The sequence below is a fragment of the Pseudoalteromonas sp. SG45-3 genome (assembly GCF_014164075.1).
Classification (GTDB): Bacteria; Pseudomonadota; Gammaproteobacteria; order Enterobacterales; family Alteromonadaceae; genus Pseudoalteromonas; species Pseudoalteromonas distincta.
This window is the reverse complement of record NZ_JACJEN010000001.1, coordinates 895-17,679: the sequence shown is the minus strand read 5'-3', so window position 1 is coordinate 17,679 and position 16,785 is coordinate 895. Positions and strand designations below refer to the sequence as shown.

The following is a 16,785-nucleotide window of genomic DNA, read 5'->3' as shown; positions in this document are numbered from 1 at the left end:
TTTTCATCCCTTTTTTGTATTTTTTAAGCAAACTTAAATCAGTAATTATACCAATTGCATTAAATTAGTGTTCTATTATAGCGATAAGAAAACAGCTCAATAACAAGGCTAAAATTATGATACATAGTTGTTCTATATAAATAGTTTTTAACGTAGTTAGTGAGTTATTTAATACGCTAAAATGATCATGTTTTTAATAAAATTGGTATTACTGTTTAATTTTACTAATTACTTTTGATGTTGAGCACCCATCTAAAAATTCAAGCACTTCAACTTTTCCGCCATGACGAAGTACATGCTCAGCACCCGCTATTTGCTCTACGGTGTAGTCGCCACCTTTAACTAAAATATCAGGGCTTATTTGCTCAATTAATTTAGCGGGAGTATCGTTTTCATCTAAGCTACCAAACGGAATAACCCAATCAACTGATGAAAGTGCGCTAAGTACCATCGCACGCTCATCTAGCGGGTTAATAGGGCGTTCTGCCCCTTTTAAGCGCGTAATAGATTCATCGTTATTTAATCCAACAACGAGCCTATCGCCTCGCGCTTTAGCTTGTGCTAAATAACGTACATGCCCAGCATGTAAAATATCAAAACAGCCATTAGTGAATACAATGGTTTCGCCGTTTTGTTTTGCAAATTCAATATGCTGAAGTACATCATCAAATGGTGTTTGGTAATGCTCACCCGTAGTATGTAAATACTGACCAAGCTTGCGGCTTAGCTCTTCTGGCGAGACGGTTGCAGCCCCAAACTTACTCACAACGATACCTGCGGCTAAATTAGCAATTTCGACAGCATCTTTAGGTTCCATGCCCGCGCCAAGCATAACCGCGAGTGTAGCTATAACCGTATCACCGGCCCCGGTTACATCGCTTACTTCAAGCTCTTGCGCTGCAAAATCAAATTTTTCATCTGCACTAATAAGCGACATACCTTGCTCAGAACGCGTAAGTAACATAGCTTTAATGCCATTTTTGCTTATTAAATCACGCGCACTTGCTGCTAAAGCCTCTTCTGAATCGGTTTGACCACCCGCTAACTTAAACTCATGTAAGTTAGGTGTAATGTAATCAGCACCTTCATATAAATGTAAATCTGGCGATTTAGGGTCGATTAAAACCGTTTTTCCGGCGCTCTTAGCAAGGCTTACCATTTCTTTAATTAAGCTTAAAGATCCTTTGCTGTAATCAGAAAACACAATGAAGTCGTATTCATCAAGTACAAGCTCTAAGCGGTTTAATAAAAGCTGGCTGTGTTGCTCGGTAAATGTTTCTTCTAAATCAAGGCGAACGAGTTGTTGATGGCGGCTAATAACACGCATTTTTGAAATAGTCGGTAAATCACATACACTGACTAATTGTGAGCTTATTTTTTCACCTTTTAGGATGGTCTCTAAAATCTGCCCGCTTTCGTCCTCACCAATTAAACCCAATAAGCCAACTTTTGCATCTAAACGCGCTATATTTTTTGCAACGTTAGCTGCGCCACCGGCTTTGTCTTCAAATTTACTTACTTTAACAACCGGTACTGGCGCTTCTGGCGAAATTCGACCTGTATCACCATACCAATAGCGGTCTAGCATTACATCGCCAACAACTAATATTCGTGCCGCTGATAAGTTTTTTAATAACGATAAATCCATTACTGCTGCTCCGCAACAACCATATCCATGGCTTCACATAACCAGTGACCTATAAACATGTGAGCTTCTTGAATACGTGCTGTTTCGTCATTTTTTATAATAATAGGTAACTTAGCAATGTCTTTTACTTTACCGCCATCACGTCCAGTTAATGCAACAGTAAAAGCGCCTAGTTTATTTGCAGCCTCTAATGCTAAATTAATATTGTTACTAGTACCTGATGTGGTTAAACCAATAACTAAATCTTCTGGCTTGCATAGCGCTTGAACTTGGCGTTCAAACACCGTATCAAAGTGATAATCGTTGCTGTGCGCTGTTAAAATTGAGGTATCAGTGGTCAATGCCATTGAGGCAAGCGGACCACGTTCTAATTTATAACGCACTACAAATTCTGCAGCTAAATGCTGTGCATCTGCTGCACTACCACCGTTACCAAACCAAACAATCTTGCCACCAGCTTGTAATGCACTATGGCATGCTTCTAACAATTGCATAGATTCTTGATGATAAGCCTCCATCGTTTCAAATAATGCCTGATGACGGTTTAATGTTTCAACGTAGCTAGTTGCCACTGAATCGATAATTGACATGAAAAAATTCCTCTTGGAACTGAAATGGCAGGAAAAATTAAATTCATTATTCCATAATTTTATTTAATTGTGTGTATTTTATCGGGTTATAACTGAACCCAGACCATATTTTATAACGAGTCTGTTTAGAAAACGGCTATTTCACGGTAAACTAACGCCACTTCCCTTTAAGAAAGATCAGTATGGCACGCATTTTTTACTCATTCGCATTAATTATTATTAGCCCACTGATTGTATTTTATCTCTATATTTTACGAGGTAAAAAAAACCAAGGCTATCGTGCACACTTTAAAGAGCGCTTTGGGTTTGTCAGTAAGTCTTTATTTACGGTTAAAACTAAACCTTTAGTTTTTCATTGTGCTTCTGTTGGCGAGGTACTTGCCGCAACGCCACTTATTAAAGCTTTGCAAAAAGTGCATCCAAATTTAAATATACTTATAACCTGTAATACTCCAACAGGCAGAGAGCAAATACTTAGCCAGTTTAAAAATACTGTAGCGTGTAGCTATTTACCAATCGATTTCCCGTTTGCGACGGCTCGATTTTTAAAGCGTATAAAGCCACAAGCATTATGTATTTTAGAAACCGAGCTATGGCCAAATTTAATGGCGATAAGCCACAAAAAAAACATACCAGTGCTTGTCATCAATGCAAGACTCTCTGAAAAGTCACAGCAGGGCTATCAAAAGGTCGCTAAATTAACGCATATTATTATGCGCTCAATTACGGTACTTGCGAGTCACAATAAAACAGATGCTACACGCTTTATTGAACTTGGTCTTGAAGCTTCAAAAAGCCATGTAACAGGCTCAATAAAATTTGATATAACACCAAGTGAAGAGCAACTAGCTAAAGTACTCAACCTTAAACAGCTTTATAGTAGTAATGAACGCTTTGTATGGGTGGCAGGCTCAACACATCCTGTTGAGCATGAGCTGGTACTTTTAGCCCATCAAGAATTACTAAAAAAGCAACCGAACGCATTACTTATAATTGCCCCGCGCCATCCAGAGCAATTTGACAAAATGGCAGAGCTTTTAACGCAAAGCCCACTTAGCTTTAGCCGTCGTAGCCAAAATAACTATAATAATGAGCAAATACTCCTTGCTGATACGCTTGGTGAATTACAGTGTTTATATGGCGCTGCAAATGTGAGCTTTATTGGTGGCAGCTTAATTCGCAGAGGTGGGCATAACCCACTGGAATCAGCAGCGTTTTCGGTAGGTGTAATAACAGGTCCACACACATACAATTTTGACCATGTTTATCCAGAGCTAATAAAGCTCAAAGGTGCTGTAGTGGTTGATAGTAACGACGAACTAGCTAAGCAGCTTATAACGTTTAGCCAAAACACAAAAGCGTGCCAAACCTTAGGTATTAAAGCTGCGCAATGCGTAGCTAAAAACCAAGGTGCTATACAAAAAACACTTAACATTATTAATCAATATTTAGAGCCAAAACCGTGACCAACATAGCTATAAGCCAAACCCGTGAATGGGTGTCATCTGTTATTGTTAAATATAACTTTTGCCCATTTGCACGTAAAGAAGTGGAAAATAACTGTATTCATTACATAGTAAGCTCTGCAACGAGCATGGATGATGCTGTAATGGATATGCTTGAGCAATGTGTTGAGCTTGACCGTGAACCAGAGCGCGAAACAACCCTTATCATGTTTGACAATGGCTTTAGTGACTTTGAAGACTTTTTAGACTTGGTCGATTTAGCTAATGCACTTTTAGTCGCGCAAGGCTTTGAAGGTAAGTATCAAATCGCTAATTTTCATCCTGATTACGTATTTGCTGACAGTGATGAAACCGATGCCGCAAACTACACAAATAGAGCGCCCTTTCCTACATTGCATTTAATCCGCGAAGCAAGTATGAGCGAAGCACTTGATAGTTATAACGAGCCTGAATCTATTCCTGAGCATAATATAAATCTAGCAAGGCGTAAGGGGATTGATTTTTGGCAGCAGTTACTTGAAGGCTGTAAAAAACCGAGCGCTTAAATGCTCGGTTTTATTTTGGTTTGTGCAGAACAAGACAATAACAAACGCTTATTTTTTAACCCAGTTACCATTTACTTCAACGTAATGACCACTTTGGGTTTTTTCAATTGTTTTAGCAGCAGCAAGTGCTTCTACTTGTGAAAGCGACAAGTTATTCTTTTTAGCGAGCTTTAAGTACTGCGCTTTACGCTTTGCATTTATGTCATCAACAACGGCTTTTGCCTCTGCGTTTTGTACAACAAGTCCTAAATAACCAGAGCTATCTTCACCTACTAGACCTTGGTTTTTAGCGTCATCAAGGCTAATAGCCCACGCAGAGAAAGACATACATACTGCACTAACTAACGTAATAATATTTAATTTTTTCTTCGTATTCATGTTCTAGCTCCTCAAAATAACTCACTGTCGTCACTAAATAAATTGTCGAGTTCTTTATCTACTTTTACGCGAATTTCGTGATCGACCTTCACATTTAAATTAATAGTAATGGGCTCTTTAGCAGACACCTCAACACGATGCGTGCAAGCACTGAGTGCACTAATAGCACTCAGCGCGAGCAGTACTTTTATCAATAACGACTGTCTCATTATTAGTTTCCTTTTTGTGAGTATTGTTGCTCAACTTTTTGTGTAATTTCGTCACTTAAACGCAGTGCGCGTAAAAGTGTAAATACGTTTTCTTCGTGGTTATAATTAAAGTTAACCTGCTGCTGCTCTGCTTTATTATAGCCTTGCAAATTAACCCCTAGTTTTAACCAACCATCATTTTTTAGTGCCACACTGCTATTAAGTTTTTGAATATCTAAATTAGTTAATAGCCCTAACACAGGTTGTAACTCTTGCTGTTGCTGCATTACTGAATCAAAAGCGGCATTATTGGTAATTTTTAAATTACCTGTTCCTTGGCTAAATAAGCTACCGTCAATTATTTCAATTTTTCCACTATCAAAGTGAACCGGTAAAGACCCCGCCAAGCGTCCCGTTAATACAATGCCCGACTTATCGTCGAGTGTAACAAGTTTGCTTGCATCAATATTTTCAAACTTAACATTAGCAACTTGGTTTGGCTTCCCTACTGTGTAGCTATCTAATGAAAACTCACCACCAAACAAACTTCCTTTTACATCATTTATAAGCGCGGTATTACTACTCACTTGCCACTGCCCTTCAACCGCTTTAACTACGGCACCCGCCCTAAGCTCATTTAAATTAAAGGTAGTTGGTTTTACATTAAGCTTACCTGAATTATATTCCCCGCTAAATGTACTGCTTAAATCGCTCGCAAGGTAATCGTTATACAATGCACTTGTATGACTAATCCCTATATTGAACAGTGCATTTTGTAAGTTTATATCGCCACTAATATAGCCATTAAATTCGCCCTCTGTTAACTGTGCAAGTGGCTCAAATTGACTAATAAACGCATTTAACGACAGCGCACTTTGTTCAGGAATAACCACTTCAAATGGATGAGCTTGCGACGACATATGATGATTTATCACTAACTCAACATCGTTTATAAATGCGTGATGCGTGGCTTTTAGTGCACGGCTTTGCAAGCCCGTAGACTCTACTTTTATATTATTAAGTTTTATGTCGGGGCTATTAACAGCCTTTATATTCGTTTTTGCTGTTAGATCAGCAAATAACTCACCTACGCCTAAATTAGCATTTGCTGTTAATGTGTTACTTATATCTGTGACTTTAAACTCTTTATATTCTGCGCTTTTTAATTGCTGAGTTAACGCTACCTCTGCGTTTAACTGTTTATCCATTTTTGCTATTAAATCACCTTGGTATTGCACTGCACTTATATTAAACGCATCTACACTATTAAGCGTTAATTTAGCATTTATAAGCCCAATTGGTTTTGAGTCTATAAACTCACTTATATTAAAGTGACCACTAAGGCTAAGCCCATCCGCTGTTGCGGGTACAAACTCAGGTAAATTTTCAAGCATAACGGCGTAATCGCCTTTAATTGCAGTGCCAGATAACTGAGCATTAACGTTAATATTATTTATATCGGGTGTATTTATTTGAGCTGATAAAGTTGACTGTAAGTCTTTAAATGGAGATGTAATATTTAGTGTTGTATCTGTTATTAAAATATCAAATTGCTTATCGCCCACGCTTACCAAATTAATTGCAGGCACCCTCAACCCACTAGCCTCTAAGCTAATTGATTGAGGGAGTTTAAGTTGCCAATTTAAAGGAACTTGTTTGCTAATAAAGCCTGCATATTCACTTGGTGGAATTAACTCAGTACAGCTTGGTGTTAAATTAATTTTGTTATTAAGCAAATCGGTATTAAACATTAACGCTTGGCTATTTAAATTAAAACGCGTCGCCAATTTACCAGTGGTTAATACGTTAACTTTGCACTGCTCATACGTGTGAGCAAACTGGGAGCTAATATCGCCATTTAACTCAAGTTCTATACCATCAAAGCTAAATGCTTGCTGAGTATTAAAGTTAAAATCTGCTATTAATGTATTTTTAGTGTTTATAACGTGCTTTAAAAAAGTGTCATTAATTTCAAACTGACCCCTTACTTTATTAGCAGTCAAAATTGCACTTGCGTTTATATCACCTGAGACATTAAATTTATTTAGTTCGGGTTCTAATATGCTTATTTTAAGTGGCTTATTGAGCTCATCACTTTTTACTACAAGCTGTTTAATATTGATTAATGGGCGATTTAAGGGAAGTGCTAAATCGAGATTTTTAGCAAGCTGATTAGCATTATCACTTTTAGGGAGTGGATTAACAGTTAGCACTGCATTTTCAATATCTACACGCTTTGTATTTGCAGTAATACCAGTAAGTTGTAATTGTTGATTTTGATAATTTAAACACACTCTGTCAGCATGAATATTTAAGCTAGACGTGATTGAAAAATCAAGGCAGTTTAATGTGACACCCGCTTTTTCGAGCTCAGGCGCTATAACCCACTGTAATAAAGGCAAGCGAAATACATAACCAAGCAGTAAGGTACTTAGCAATAAAACGCCAACAATTAAACCAATTCGCTTAAACATACTATCCTTAAATGCTTTGTGCTTTTAGCTATACTAATACCAACCTGCATAAATCTTTGATCAATTTAACGAATTAAATTGCACTATAACGTCGTTAAAAGTTTTTTATTTAGAACAACTAGATATAAAAACTTTTGCCTAGTTCTAGCGTAATTTTTTTAACGTTAAATAGACCCCATATATAAGCAGATTGGTATAATCAAAAAAGGCTGCACAATGCAGCCTTTTTTATTTTACAGTAAGATTATGAATCTAACTTGTATAAACGTAAATATAATTAACCTACGTTTTTACGTGCATTACGGAACATACGCATCCACGGGCTATCCTCGAGCCACTCATCTGGGTGCCAAGAGTTGGCAACGCTTCTGAATACACGTTCTGGATGCGGCATCATTACAGTGGCACGACCATCAGTTGACGTAATACCGGTAATACCTTCTGGAGAACCATTAGGATTCGCTGGGTACAGCGTTGTAGGGTTACCGTAGTTATCTACAAATTTAACCGCTACAGTGCCGCTATCAAGCGCCGCTTTAGTGGCTGCATCGTTTGCAAACTCAGCATGACCTTCACCATGAGAAACCGCTATAGGCATACGCGAGCCAGCCATTCCGTTAAAGAACACAGACGGATTCTCTTGTATTTCTACTAAACTAAAGCGTGCTTCAAAACGCTCTGATTTATTAGTTACAAAGCGCGGCCAATGTTCAGTACCAGGGATCAACTCTTTTAACGTTGATAACATTTGGCAACCGTTACATACGCCTAAGCTGAAAGTATCTTCACGGTGGAAAAAGTTTTGGAATTGATCGCGTGCCATGTCGTTAAACAAAATAGACTTAGCCCAACCTTCACCCGCACCAAGTACGTCACCGTATGAGAAACCACCACAGGCCACTAAACCTTTAAATTGCTCTAGTGTTAAACGACCTTCTAAAATGTCGCTCATGTGTACATCAACGGCTGCAAAACCTGCGCGATTAAACGCCGCCGCCATTTCTAAATGAGAGTTAACACCCTGCTCACGTAAAATAGCCATTTGCGGTTTAGCACCGGTTGCAATGTATGGCGCTGCTATATCTTCATTTAAATCAAAGTTAAGTTTTACGTTTAAGCCTGGATCTTTTGCATCAAATTTAGCATCAAACTCTTGCTTAGCACACTCAGGGTTATCACGGCGCGCTTGCATTTGATACGTTGTTTCAGCCCAAATAGTACGAAGCTCAGTACGCGTATGATTAAGTACCGTATTTTCGCCACGGTTAAACATAATCGTATCGTCACTGTTAAGCGTGCCAATATTGTGACTAATGGCTGCTATACCATGTTGTTCAAACACCGCATTTACTGCATCTAAATCAGCATTTGCAACTTGAATTACCGCACCTAGCTCTTCGTTATAAAGCGCTTCAATGTCTGAACCTGTTAAAGCTGCTAAATCAACAGTTACACCGGTATGACCCGTAAACGCCATTTCAGCTACTGTGGTAAATAAACCACCATCTGAGCGGTCATGATAAGCAAGTAACTTACTATCAGCCACAAGTGCTTGCATTGCGTTATAGAAGCCTTTTAATAACTCAGGGCTATCAACATCAGGGGTTACATCACCTAATTGCTTATAAACTTGTGCAAGGCTTGATGCGCCCATGCGGTTTTTACCCGCACCTAAATCAACTAATATAAGCGATGTATCGCCTTTATCTGTGCGCAGTTGTGGAGTTACTGTTTTACGTACGTCGTCAACACGACCAAACGCAGTTATAACCAGTGAAAGCGGCGATGTTACTGACTTCTCTTGTGAGTCACCTTCATCTTTCCATGTCGTTTTCATCGACATAGAATCTTTACCTACAGGAATCGTTAAACCAAGCGCAGGACAAAGCTCTTCGCCTACGGCTTTAACAGCTTCATATAAACCAGCATCTTCACCTGGGTGACCCGCTGCTGCCATCCAGTTTGCCGATAACTTAATGTTTTCAAGGCTACCAATATTTGCACAGGCAATATTAGTTAACGACTCTGCCACAGCTAAACGAGCAGATGCACCGTAATTAAGTAATGCAGCCGGAGTACGCTCACCGAGTGACATAGCTTCACCGTGGTAAGTATCATACGTTGCCGCAGTTACAGCACAGTTAGCAACAGGTACTTGCCAAGGACCAACCATTTGGTCGCGCGCTACTAAACCCGTAACTGAGCGATCGCCGATTGTTATTAAGAATGTTTTTTCTGCAATGGTTGGTAAACGCATTAAGCGCTGCGCTGCATCTCCTGCATTTATTGATGTGATATCAAGCGCTTTGCCAACAACTTGCTTTGACGTTACATCGCGGTGCATTTTAGGTGCTTTACCTAATAATACGTCCAGCGGCAAATCAACAGGGTTATTTTCAAAGTGGCTGTCTGACACTGTTAAGTGAGGTTCAGCTGTTGCTTCACCAATAACAGCGTACTGGGCACGTTCGCGCTTACAAATTGCTTCAAAGCGGTCAAAGTCCTCTACGCCAACAGCGAGTACATAACGCTCTTGTGATTCATTACACCAAATTTCGTGTGGTGCCATGCCTGGCTCATCGTTAGGGATGCTACGTAATTGGAACTTACCACCACGTCCGCCATCATTAACAAGCTCAGGAAACGCGTTAGATAAACCGCCGGCACCTACATCATGGATAAACGCGATTGGGTTTTCGTCACCTAGCTGCCAACATTTATCGATAACTTCTTGGCAACGACGTTCCATTTCTGGGTTTTCGCGCTGTACTGAAGCAAAGTCTAAATCTTCGTTTGACTGACCTGAGGCCATACTTGATGCAGCACCACCGCCTAAACCAATGTTCATTGCAGGCCCGCCTAGCGCAATTAATTTAGCGCCTACAGGAATATCACCTTTTTGAACATGATCAGAGCGAATATTACCTAAACCACCGGCAAGCATAATTGGTTTATGGTAACCACGTACTTCTTCACCATTATGGCTTGTTACTTTTTCTTCGTAAGTACGGAAGTAGCCTAATAAGTTAGGACGACCAAACTCATTATTAAATGCAGCGCCACCTAGTGGACCTTCTGTCATTATATCAAGTGCGTTTACAATACGACCCGGCTTACCAAAATCGCTTTCCCACGGTTGCTCATAACCTGGAATACGTAAATTTGATACAGTAAAGCCAACTAACCCTGCTTTTGGCTTAGAGCCACGACCAGTTGCGCCTTCATCGCGAATCTCACCACCAGAACCTGTAGCAGCACCTGAGAATGGCGCAATAGCTGTTGGGTGGTTATGAGTTTCAACTTTCATTAGTATTTCAATGTCTTCTTGATGATACGCATATTCACCTTGCGCATTTGGGAAGAAGCGACCCGCTTTTGAGCCTTTCATTACTGCCGCGTTATCTTTATACGCCGACAATACATTTTCAGGATTTAGCTCAAACGTATTTTTAATCATTTTAAACAGCGATTTTGGCTGCTCTTTACCATCGATTGTCCAGTCAGCATTAAATATTTTATGGCGACAATGCTCTGAGTTCGCTTGTGCAAACATAAACAATTCGATGTCGTTAGGGTTACGTCCTAACTTTGTAAAATTTTCTACTAAGTAGTCTATTTCGTCATCAGCAAGCGCAAAGCCTTGCTCAACATTGGCTGTTGCTAGTGCTTCGCGTCCACCACCTAAAATATCGACAGACGACATTTGGCGTGGGGCATCACTGCGAAACAGCTGAGCCGCATCTTCAAGTTCATTGTGTGTGGCTTCAGTCATGCGGTCGTGCAATAACGCAGTTACTTGTGCAAGTTGTTCTGCGTTTAAATCACCTTCAACATAATAAGCAATACCGCGTTCAACACGGTGAACCTGCTTTAAACCACAGTTGTGGGCGATGTCGGTAGCTTTAGATGCCCAAGGTGAAATGGTACCTGGGCGAGGTGTAACAAGTACAAGTTTGCCAGCTGGGGTATGCTCAGCAATAGTTGGACCGTAAGTTAATAGTTTTTCAAGCTTGGTTTGCTCAGAGCTACTCAACGGCGATGTTAAATCGGCAAAGTGAGCATACTCGGCGTATACGTTAGTGACTGGAAGTTGCGATTGTTGGCAACGCGCTAAAATTTTATTAACTCTGAACTCTGAAAGTGCTGGTGCACCACGAAGGATCAACATAGGTAATTTCATCCGGGGTTAGGGATTGAACGATATTTTAGGCACGCATTATAGTCCAATTAGCATTCAGATTTAACTCAAAATTACGCTTTTCATAAAATTAACTTTTTAGCTTTATTTATAGCCTCTTTTGGTTAATAAAATAAAAGGTAAAGTGACGCGATGGCTTAGTTTTGCTATAACGGTGGCTGGCGAGCTTAAGGGGCACTCAATGTTCAAAGAAAAACTAATAATAATCATTACTTTAGTTATGCTGTTATGTGCATGTGATATGCAAGAGCAGCCAACTCAACTCGCCCAAATAAAAGAACAAAACAAAATACGTGTGGGTACACTTGCAAGTGCTAGTAATTATTATCAAGCCGTTCAAGGTGAACAAGGCTTTGAATATGAGCTATCTCAAGCATTTGCTGAATATCTAGGTGTAGAGCTTGAAATAGTGCCATTTTTTAACTTATCCGATATGTTTGAACGCCTTGAAAGCGGTGATTTAGATTTAATTGCCTCAGGACTTACCTATAATAAAACCCGTGCAGAGCAATACCGTTATGGACCAACTTACAGAACAATCAGCCAAAAATTAGTTTATAAGCAAGGACGTGTTCGTCCTCGAGAGTTTGCCGACTTAGATGGCAACTTTACTGTTATCGCTAAAAGTAGTCATTCGCTTACTCTGCAAAAAATGAAAAAAAACAATCCAGATCTTACTTGGATAGAAAGCGAAGAGTTTGATGAAGAAGAACTACTTCAAGCAGTTATTGATGGCGAGATTGATTACACACTCGCTGATACACATACGCTATCGTTATTTCGCCGTTATCATCCAAATTTAAGTATCGGTTTTTCTGTTAGTCATAACGACCCGATTGCATGGATACTTAATAAATCAAAAGATGATTCTTTATATTCCTTATTAGTGCCATTTTTTGGCGATATAAAACAGAGTAATCAGCTCTACGTACTTGAAGAAAAATACTTTGGCCACGTACGCCAATTTAACTATGTAAATACCCTTGCTTATATCGAAGCTATCAAAGAAACCTTACCAACATACCAACCATGGTTTGAACAATATGCTGGTAGCCTTGATTGGCGTTTATTAGCGGCACTTAGCTATCAAGAATCTATGTGGAATCCTCGTGCTAAATCGCCAACAGGCGTTCGCGGTATTATGATGCTAACCCGCAGTACAGCAAAACAAGTAGGTGTTACCAACCGCTTAGAGCCAGAGCAAAATATTCGCGGTGGTGGTAAGTATTTAAGTAAACTGATTAAGCGTATACCTGATAGAATTCCTCAACCTGATAGAACATGGCTTGCACTAGCGGCTTACAATGTAGGTTGGGGGCACGTTAACGACGCGCGTATAATTACCGAGCAGCAAGGCGCAAGCCCTGATAAATGGGCTGATGTAAAAAAACGCTTACCGCTGTTAATTAAAAAGCGCTATTACCGTAAAACTCGCTATGGTTATGCGCGTGGCGATGTAGCGGTTAAATATGTTGATAATATTCGTCGCTATTACGATGCACTTGTTTGGCTAGATGAGAATAATGCTATTGCTGTAGAGTCTGAGCCAGAACCAATCACAGAGCAGAGCACTGATACCGAGCCAAACTTAAATGAAGAAAGTGACGATAAAAGTAACAAAGATGAAGCGCAAACAGAAAAACAACAGCCTATAATTGAGCCCGAACTACCAAGTGAAAACAATAACTAAGATTTATATAGGTATCAGTTTTTTGAGCAAACCAGTAAGCAAAATTTAAGTAAATTAAATATCTGTTTACTTGTCATCAAATGATCACTAATGTGTATTACTTGTATATTATTATTTTATAAGATATACCCTGCGCCTTTCTCACTCTTGCATTAGGAGAAAACATGCTAAAACGTAGACGCACACAAAAATTAAAACGCAATGTAATTTATTCAACAGCCACACGTCGTCGTGTTATGCTAAGAAAACTGCACAAAAAAATCATCTGGCGCCGCCGAATGTTTGCTATGCAGCAAATGGCTGAAACAGAAATAGAGCCAATCGCTAGTTAACTCTAGCTAGGTTTATTTATTTGTTCATCACGAGCAGCTTTCTTAGCTGCTTTAATTTGCGCTCTTCTACGCTTAAAAAAATTCGAAATAGTATCACCGCATTGCTGTGCCAAAACACCACCGCACACCTCAACTTGATGATTTAACCTCGGCTCTTGTAATAAGTTCATAATTGAACCTGCAGACCCTGTTTTAGCATCGAGGGCACCAAATACTAAACGCTTTATTCTGCTATGCACCAACAGTCCTGCACACATAGAGCAAGGCTCTAACGTTACATATAGTGTGCAATCAATTAAGCGGTAATTATTAAGTACTTTTCCAGCTTCTCGCACTGCAATCATTTCCGCATGGGCTGATGGGTCGTTATCCGTTATTGAGCGGTTGTACCCCACTGAAATTAGCTGGTTATCTTTTACTACAATTGCTCCAACCGGAATTTCATCAAGCAACTCTGCTTGCTTTGCATACAAAAGCGCTTGCTCCATCCAGTAGGAATCATTAAATGGCTCGTTCATTCTTTCTACTTAAATAACTTTTTATGCTGTAATTATACCTAGTTAGCACTCTAAAGTGCGTCATTCATTACTTTATTGCAAAAATAAAACGATATTTACCTGTTTGTAATGGCTCACTAGTGTGGATTTACGCTATAATCTCACGCTTTTTTTATTTAGCTCACAACACGGGTAGCAAATGAAATTTCCTGGACGCCGCAGGCATAAACATTATTTTCCAGTGGAAGCCAAAGATCCACTTACTAATCAACTTAACGCAACAGAGCGATTACAACGTAGTTATATTACGGGTATCGATCAGATCGTTGTTGATATAGAGGCAAAAGTTGATCAAGCTTTCCTTGACGAATTTCAACTACGTAGAGGTATGTCACAAGTTATTGATAGCGACATAACGAACGCCTTATACGATCGTTTAAAATTAAACGATATGGTTGATTTTGAGTTTGCCGGTGGGACCATTGGTAACACTATGCACAACTACTCTGTACTTGCAGATGATCGCTCAGTTTTATTAGGCGTAATGAGCGAAAATATAAAAATAGGTAGCTATGCTTACCGCTTTTTATGTAATACCTCAAGCCGTGTAGATTTAAACTATCTTCAACCAGTAGATGGGCCTATAGGTCGTTGTTTTACATTAATTGATGAAACCGGTGAGCGTACTTTTGCAATAAGTGCGGGCCTAATGAATCACTTACGTCCTGAATCTATCGATAAAAACCTTATTGAAAATTCATCAGCATTAGTGATCAGTGCCTACCTCATGCGTACGCAAGGTAGTGAAACGATGACTGAAGCGACTATGCAGGCGGTAAAATACGCTAATGATGCAGGTGTGCCAGTTGTTCTTACACTCGGAACTAAATTCTTAATTGAACAAGACCCGACCTGGTGGGCAAACTTTGTTGAAAAGCATGTTGATATTCTTGCTATGAACGAAGAAGAAGGGTTAGCTATTACAGGTTTTGAAGACCCTCTTCAAGCTGCCGATAAAGCACTTGATTGGGTGGATTTGGTAATTTGCACCGCTGGCGAAAAAGGCTTATTTATGGCCGGCTACGTAGACGAAAGCTTAAAGCGTGAAACCGAATATCCGTTACTACCAGGCGCCATACCTGATTTTAATCGATACGAATTTTCACGTGCTATGCGTAAAACCCAGTGTGATGAGCCTATCAGAGCATATAGTCATACAGCCCCATTTATGGGTGGACCTGACTCAATCAAAAACACCAATGGTGCAGGTGATTGCGCACTTGCGGCTGTGCTTCATGATTTGTCAGCGAATGTTTACCATAAGCTTAATGTGGCAAACTCAGCTAAACATCAGCAACAAGCTATTACTTACTCGTCACTATCGCAAATTAGTAAATATGCTAACCGAGCTAGTTATGAAGTGTTAGTTCAGCACTCTCCTCGTTTATCTCGCGGTTTACCAGAACGCGAAGACTGCTTAGAACAGGTTTATTGGGAACAATAATAACGGTGGGAGCAATCATTGCTCCCTATCAACTTCCTAAAAAATAGAAATATCGAGCTTTTTAGATAGCAGTTCCAACGCTGCAATTCCTGCAACCGAATTACCAAACGAATTAAGTCCCGGAGAATAAACAGCTACCGTAAACTTATTTGGTAACACGGCTAAAATAGTCCCTGACACTCCCGATTTACCTGGCATACCTACTCTGTAACCAAAATCCCCCGCAGCATCGTATAAGCCACTGGTAAATAATAGCGAATTAAGCTGCTTATTTTGACGGCTACTTAAAACACGATCGCCCGATCGATTATCAACACCTTTATTTGCTAAAAAATTATAAGCTTTGGCTAATTCAATACAGTTGAGCTCAATAGAACAAAAGTTAAAGTAAGACCATAAAACATCATCGACTTCATTTTCAAAATTACCAAACGACTTCATTAAATGTGCCATAGCAGCATTACGGTGTCTAAATTCATACTCAGAATTAGCTACTTTTTTATCAATCACTATCCCTCTATTACCAGCTAACAACCTAAAGGTCTCGAGCATAGAGTGCATTGGTGCAGATAAGCGGCTGTATAACGCATCACACGTTACAATTGCGCCTGCATTTATGAAAGGGTTACGAGGAATCCCTTTTTCAAACTCAAGCTGTGTAAGCGAATTAAAGGCAGTACCTGAAGGCTCCTTTCCAACTCGATGCCAAAGTTCATCACCATAACGTTGCAGTGCCATAGTAAGTGTCATAACTTTTGAAACAGACTGAATGGTAAAACGTTGAGAGCAATCCCCCGCACATACAGTCTTACCATCAGTTGTATAAATAGCGATAGAAAATTGCTCAGGATCGACCTCTGCAAGGGCTGGTATATAATCAGCTACTTTTCCTTGTGATAATAAAGGGCGTACTTCATGTGCTATTTCATCAAGCACCTTTTGGTAATCAGCTGTAGGCAAACTAGACCTCTATATCATCATTCATAAAAATTGGATTTTAGCACGCGCGAATAAACGCAACTAGTTTTGTTGTTGAATTTAATGGGGGATGTTTTTCTTAATTTAAAAAAGCAAAAAACGTCACATTACTGTAACGGGTTTCTCTTAATTAAATATTGGTAATATCGTAGTGCCACAGCGTTGGAGAGCCACATAGCAAATACTACACTATCTTTGTGTCGGGGCGTCCTTCTGCGGGGGCTCGCCCTAGAACTATTTTATTTCGCCACTGAGTTCGGCATGGACTATTTACAAAATTTCAAAAAGCAAAAACCC

Annotated in this window: 13 protein-coding genes; 5 read left to right on the top strand and 8 right to left on the bottom strand. The window is 39.6% G+C overall.

Annotated elements, in window-relative coordinates; translation table 11 throughout:
• Nucleotides 1-208: 208 nt before the first annotated feature.
• Nucleotides 209-1,648, bottom strand: coding sequence for a bifunctional D-glycero-beta-D-manno-heptose-7-phosphate kinase/D-glycero-beta-D-manno-heptose 1-phosphate adenylyltransferase HldE (gene hldE, locus H5126_RS00075; protein ID WP_182721487.1), 1,440 nt, complete (start codon nucleotides 1,646-1,648; stop codon nucleotides 209-211).
• On the bottom strand, nucleotides 1,648-2,238 hold the full coding sequence (locus H5126_RS00070) for an SIS domain-containing protein (RefSeq protein ID WP_002961065.1): 591 nt from the start codon (nucleotides 2,236-2,238) through the stop codon (nucleotides 1,648-1,650). Before H5126_RS00070 ends, hldE begins: the two co-directional genes overlap by 1 nt.
• A gap of 182 nt (nucleotides 2,239-2,420) precedes the next feature.
• Here H5126_RS00070 and waaA point away from each other — a divergent pair, with 182 nt between their 5' ends.
• Nucleotides 2,421-3,704, top strand: a complete 1,284-nt coding sequence (gene waaA, locus H5126_RS00065) for a lipid IV(A) 3-deoxy-D-manno-octulosonic acid transferase (protein ID WP_182721486.1) — start codon at nucleotides 2,421-2,423, stop codon at nucleotides 3,702-3,704.
• Complete coding sequence (locus tag H5126_RS00060) at nucleotides 3,701-4,249, top strand: DUF1415 domain-containing protein (RefSeq protein WP_002961067.1); 549 nt, start codon at nucleotides 3,701-3,703, stop codon at nucleotides 4,247-4,249. Before waaA ends, H5126_RS00060 begins: the two co-directional genes overlap by 4 nt.
• Nucleotides 4,250-4,297: 48 nt before the next feature.
• Here H5126_RS00060 and H5126_RS00055 read toward each other — a convergent pair whose 3' ends face one another.
• The 4 genes from H5126_RS00055 to purL form a co-directional block, all read right to left on the bottom strand.
• Nucleotides 4,298-4,627 carry a YdbL family protein gene (locus H5126_RS00055; RefSeq protein ID WP_002961068.1) on the bottom strand — a complete coding sequence of 110 codons (330 nt, stop codon included), beginning with the start codon at nucleotides 4,625-4,627 and terminating at the stop codon, nucleotides 4,298-4,300.
• Nucleotides 4,628-4,638: 11 nt separating this feature from the next.
• Nucleotides 4,639-4,836 carry a YnbE family lipoprotein gene (locus H5126_RS00050; RefSeq protein ID WP_007378800.1) on the bottom strand — a complete coding sequence of 66 codons (198 nt, stop codon included), beginning with the start codon at nucleotides 4,834-4,836 and terminating at the stop codon, nucleotides 4,639-4,641.
• 2 nt (nucleotides 4,837-4,838) lie between these two features.
• Complete coding sequence (locus tag H5126_RS00045) at nucleotides 4,839-7,289, bottom strand: YdbH domain-containing protein (RefSeq protein WP_182721485.1); 2,451 nt, start codon at nucleotides 7,287-7,289, stop codon at nucleotides 4,839-4,841.
• A gap of 277 nt (nucleotides 7,290-7,566) precedes the next feature.
• A complete protein-coding gene (gene purL, locus H5126_RS00040) occupies nucleotides 7,567-11,457 on the bottom strand; it encodes a phosphoribosylformylglycinamidine synthase (protein ID WP_182721466.1) in 3,891 nt (1,296 codons plus the stop codon).
• A gap of 211 nt (nucleotides 11,458-11,668) precedes the next feature.
• Between purL and mltF the strand changes: the two genes are divergently transcribed.
• Nucleotides 11,669-13,177, top strand: coding sequence for a membrane-bound lytic murein transglycosylase MltF (mltF, locus tag H5126_RS00035; protein WP_182696573.1), 1,509 nt, complete (start codon nucleotides 11,669-11,671; stop codon nucleotides 13,175-13,177).
• 164 nt (nucleotides 13,178-13,341) lie between these two features.
• Entirely contained in the window at nucleotides 13,342-13,509 is a 168-nt protein-coding gene (locus tag H5126_RS00030; protein ID WP_002961076.1) for a hypothetical protein, read from the top strand.
• Nucleotides 13,510-13,511: 2 nt separating this feature from the next.
• Here H5126_RS00030 and tadA read toward each other — a convergent pair whose 3' ends face one another.
• Nucleotides 13,512-14,027 (bottom strand): tRNA adenosine(34) deaminase TadA, encoded by a 516-nt coding sequence (gene tadA, locus H5126_RS00025; protein ID WP_002961078.1) that lies wholly within the window; start codon nucleotides 14,025-14,027, stop codon nucleotides 13,512-13,514.
• A 178-nt stretch (nucleotides 14,028-14,205) separates the two neighbouring features.
• Between tadA and H5126_RS00020 the strand changes: the two genes are divergently transcribed.
• Complete coding sequence (locus H5126_RS00020) at nucleotides 14,206-15,510, top strand: inosine/guanosine kinase (RefSeq protein ID WP_182721467.1); 1,305 nt, start codon at nucleotides 14,206-14,208, stop codon at nucleotides 15,508-15,510.
• A gap of 36 nt (nucleotides 15,511-15,546) precedes the next feature.
• Here the strand turns inward: H5126_RS00020 and glsB are convergent, their stop codons facing one another.
• Nucleotides 15,547-16,470: a glutaminase B gene (glsB, locus tag H5126_RS00015; protein WP_002961081.1), complete on the bottom strand. Its 924-nt coding sequence runs from the start codon at nucleotides 16,468-16,470 to the stop codon at nucleotides 15,547-15,549.
• Between the last annotated feature and the right edge of the window lie 315 nt (nucleotides 16,471-16,785).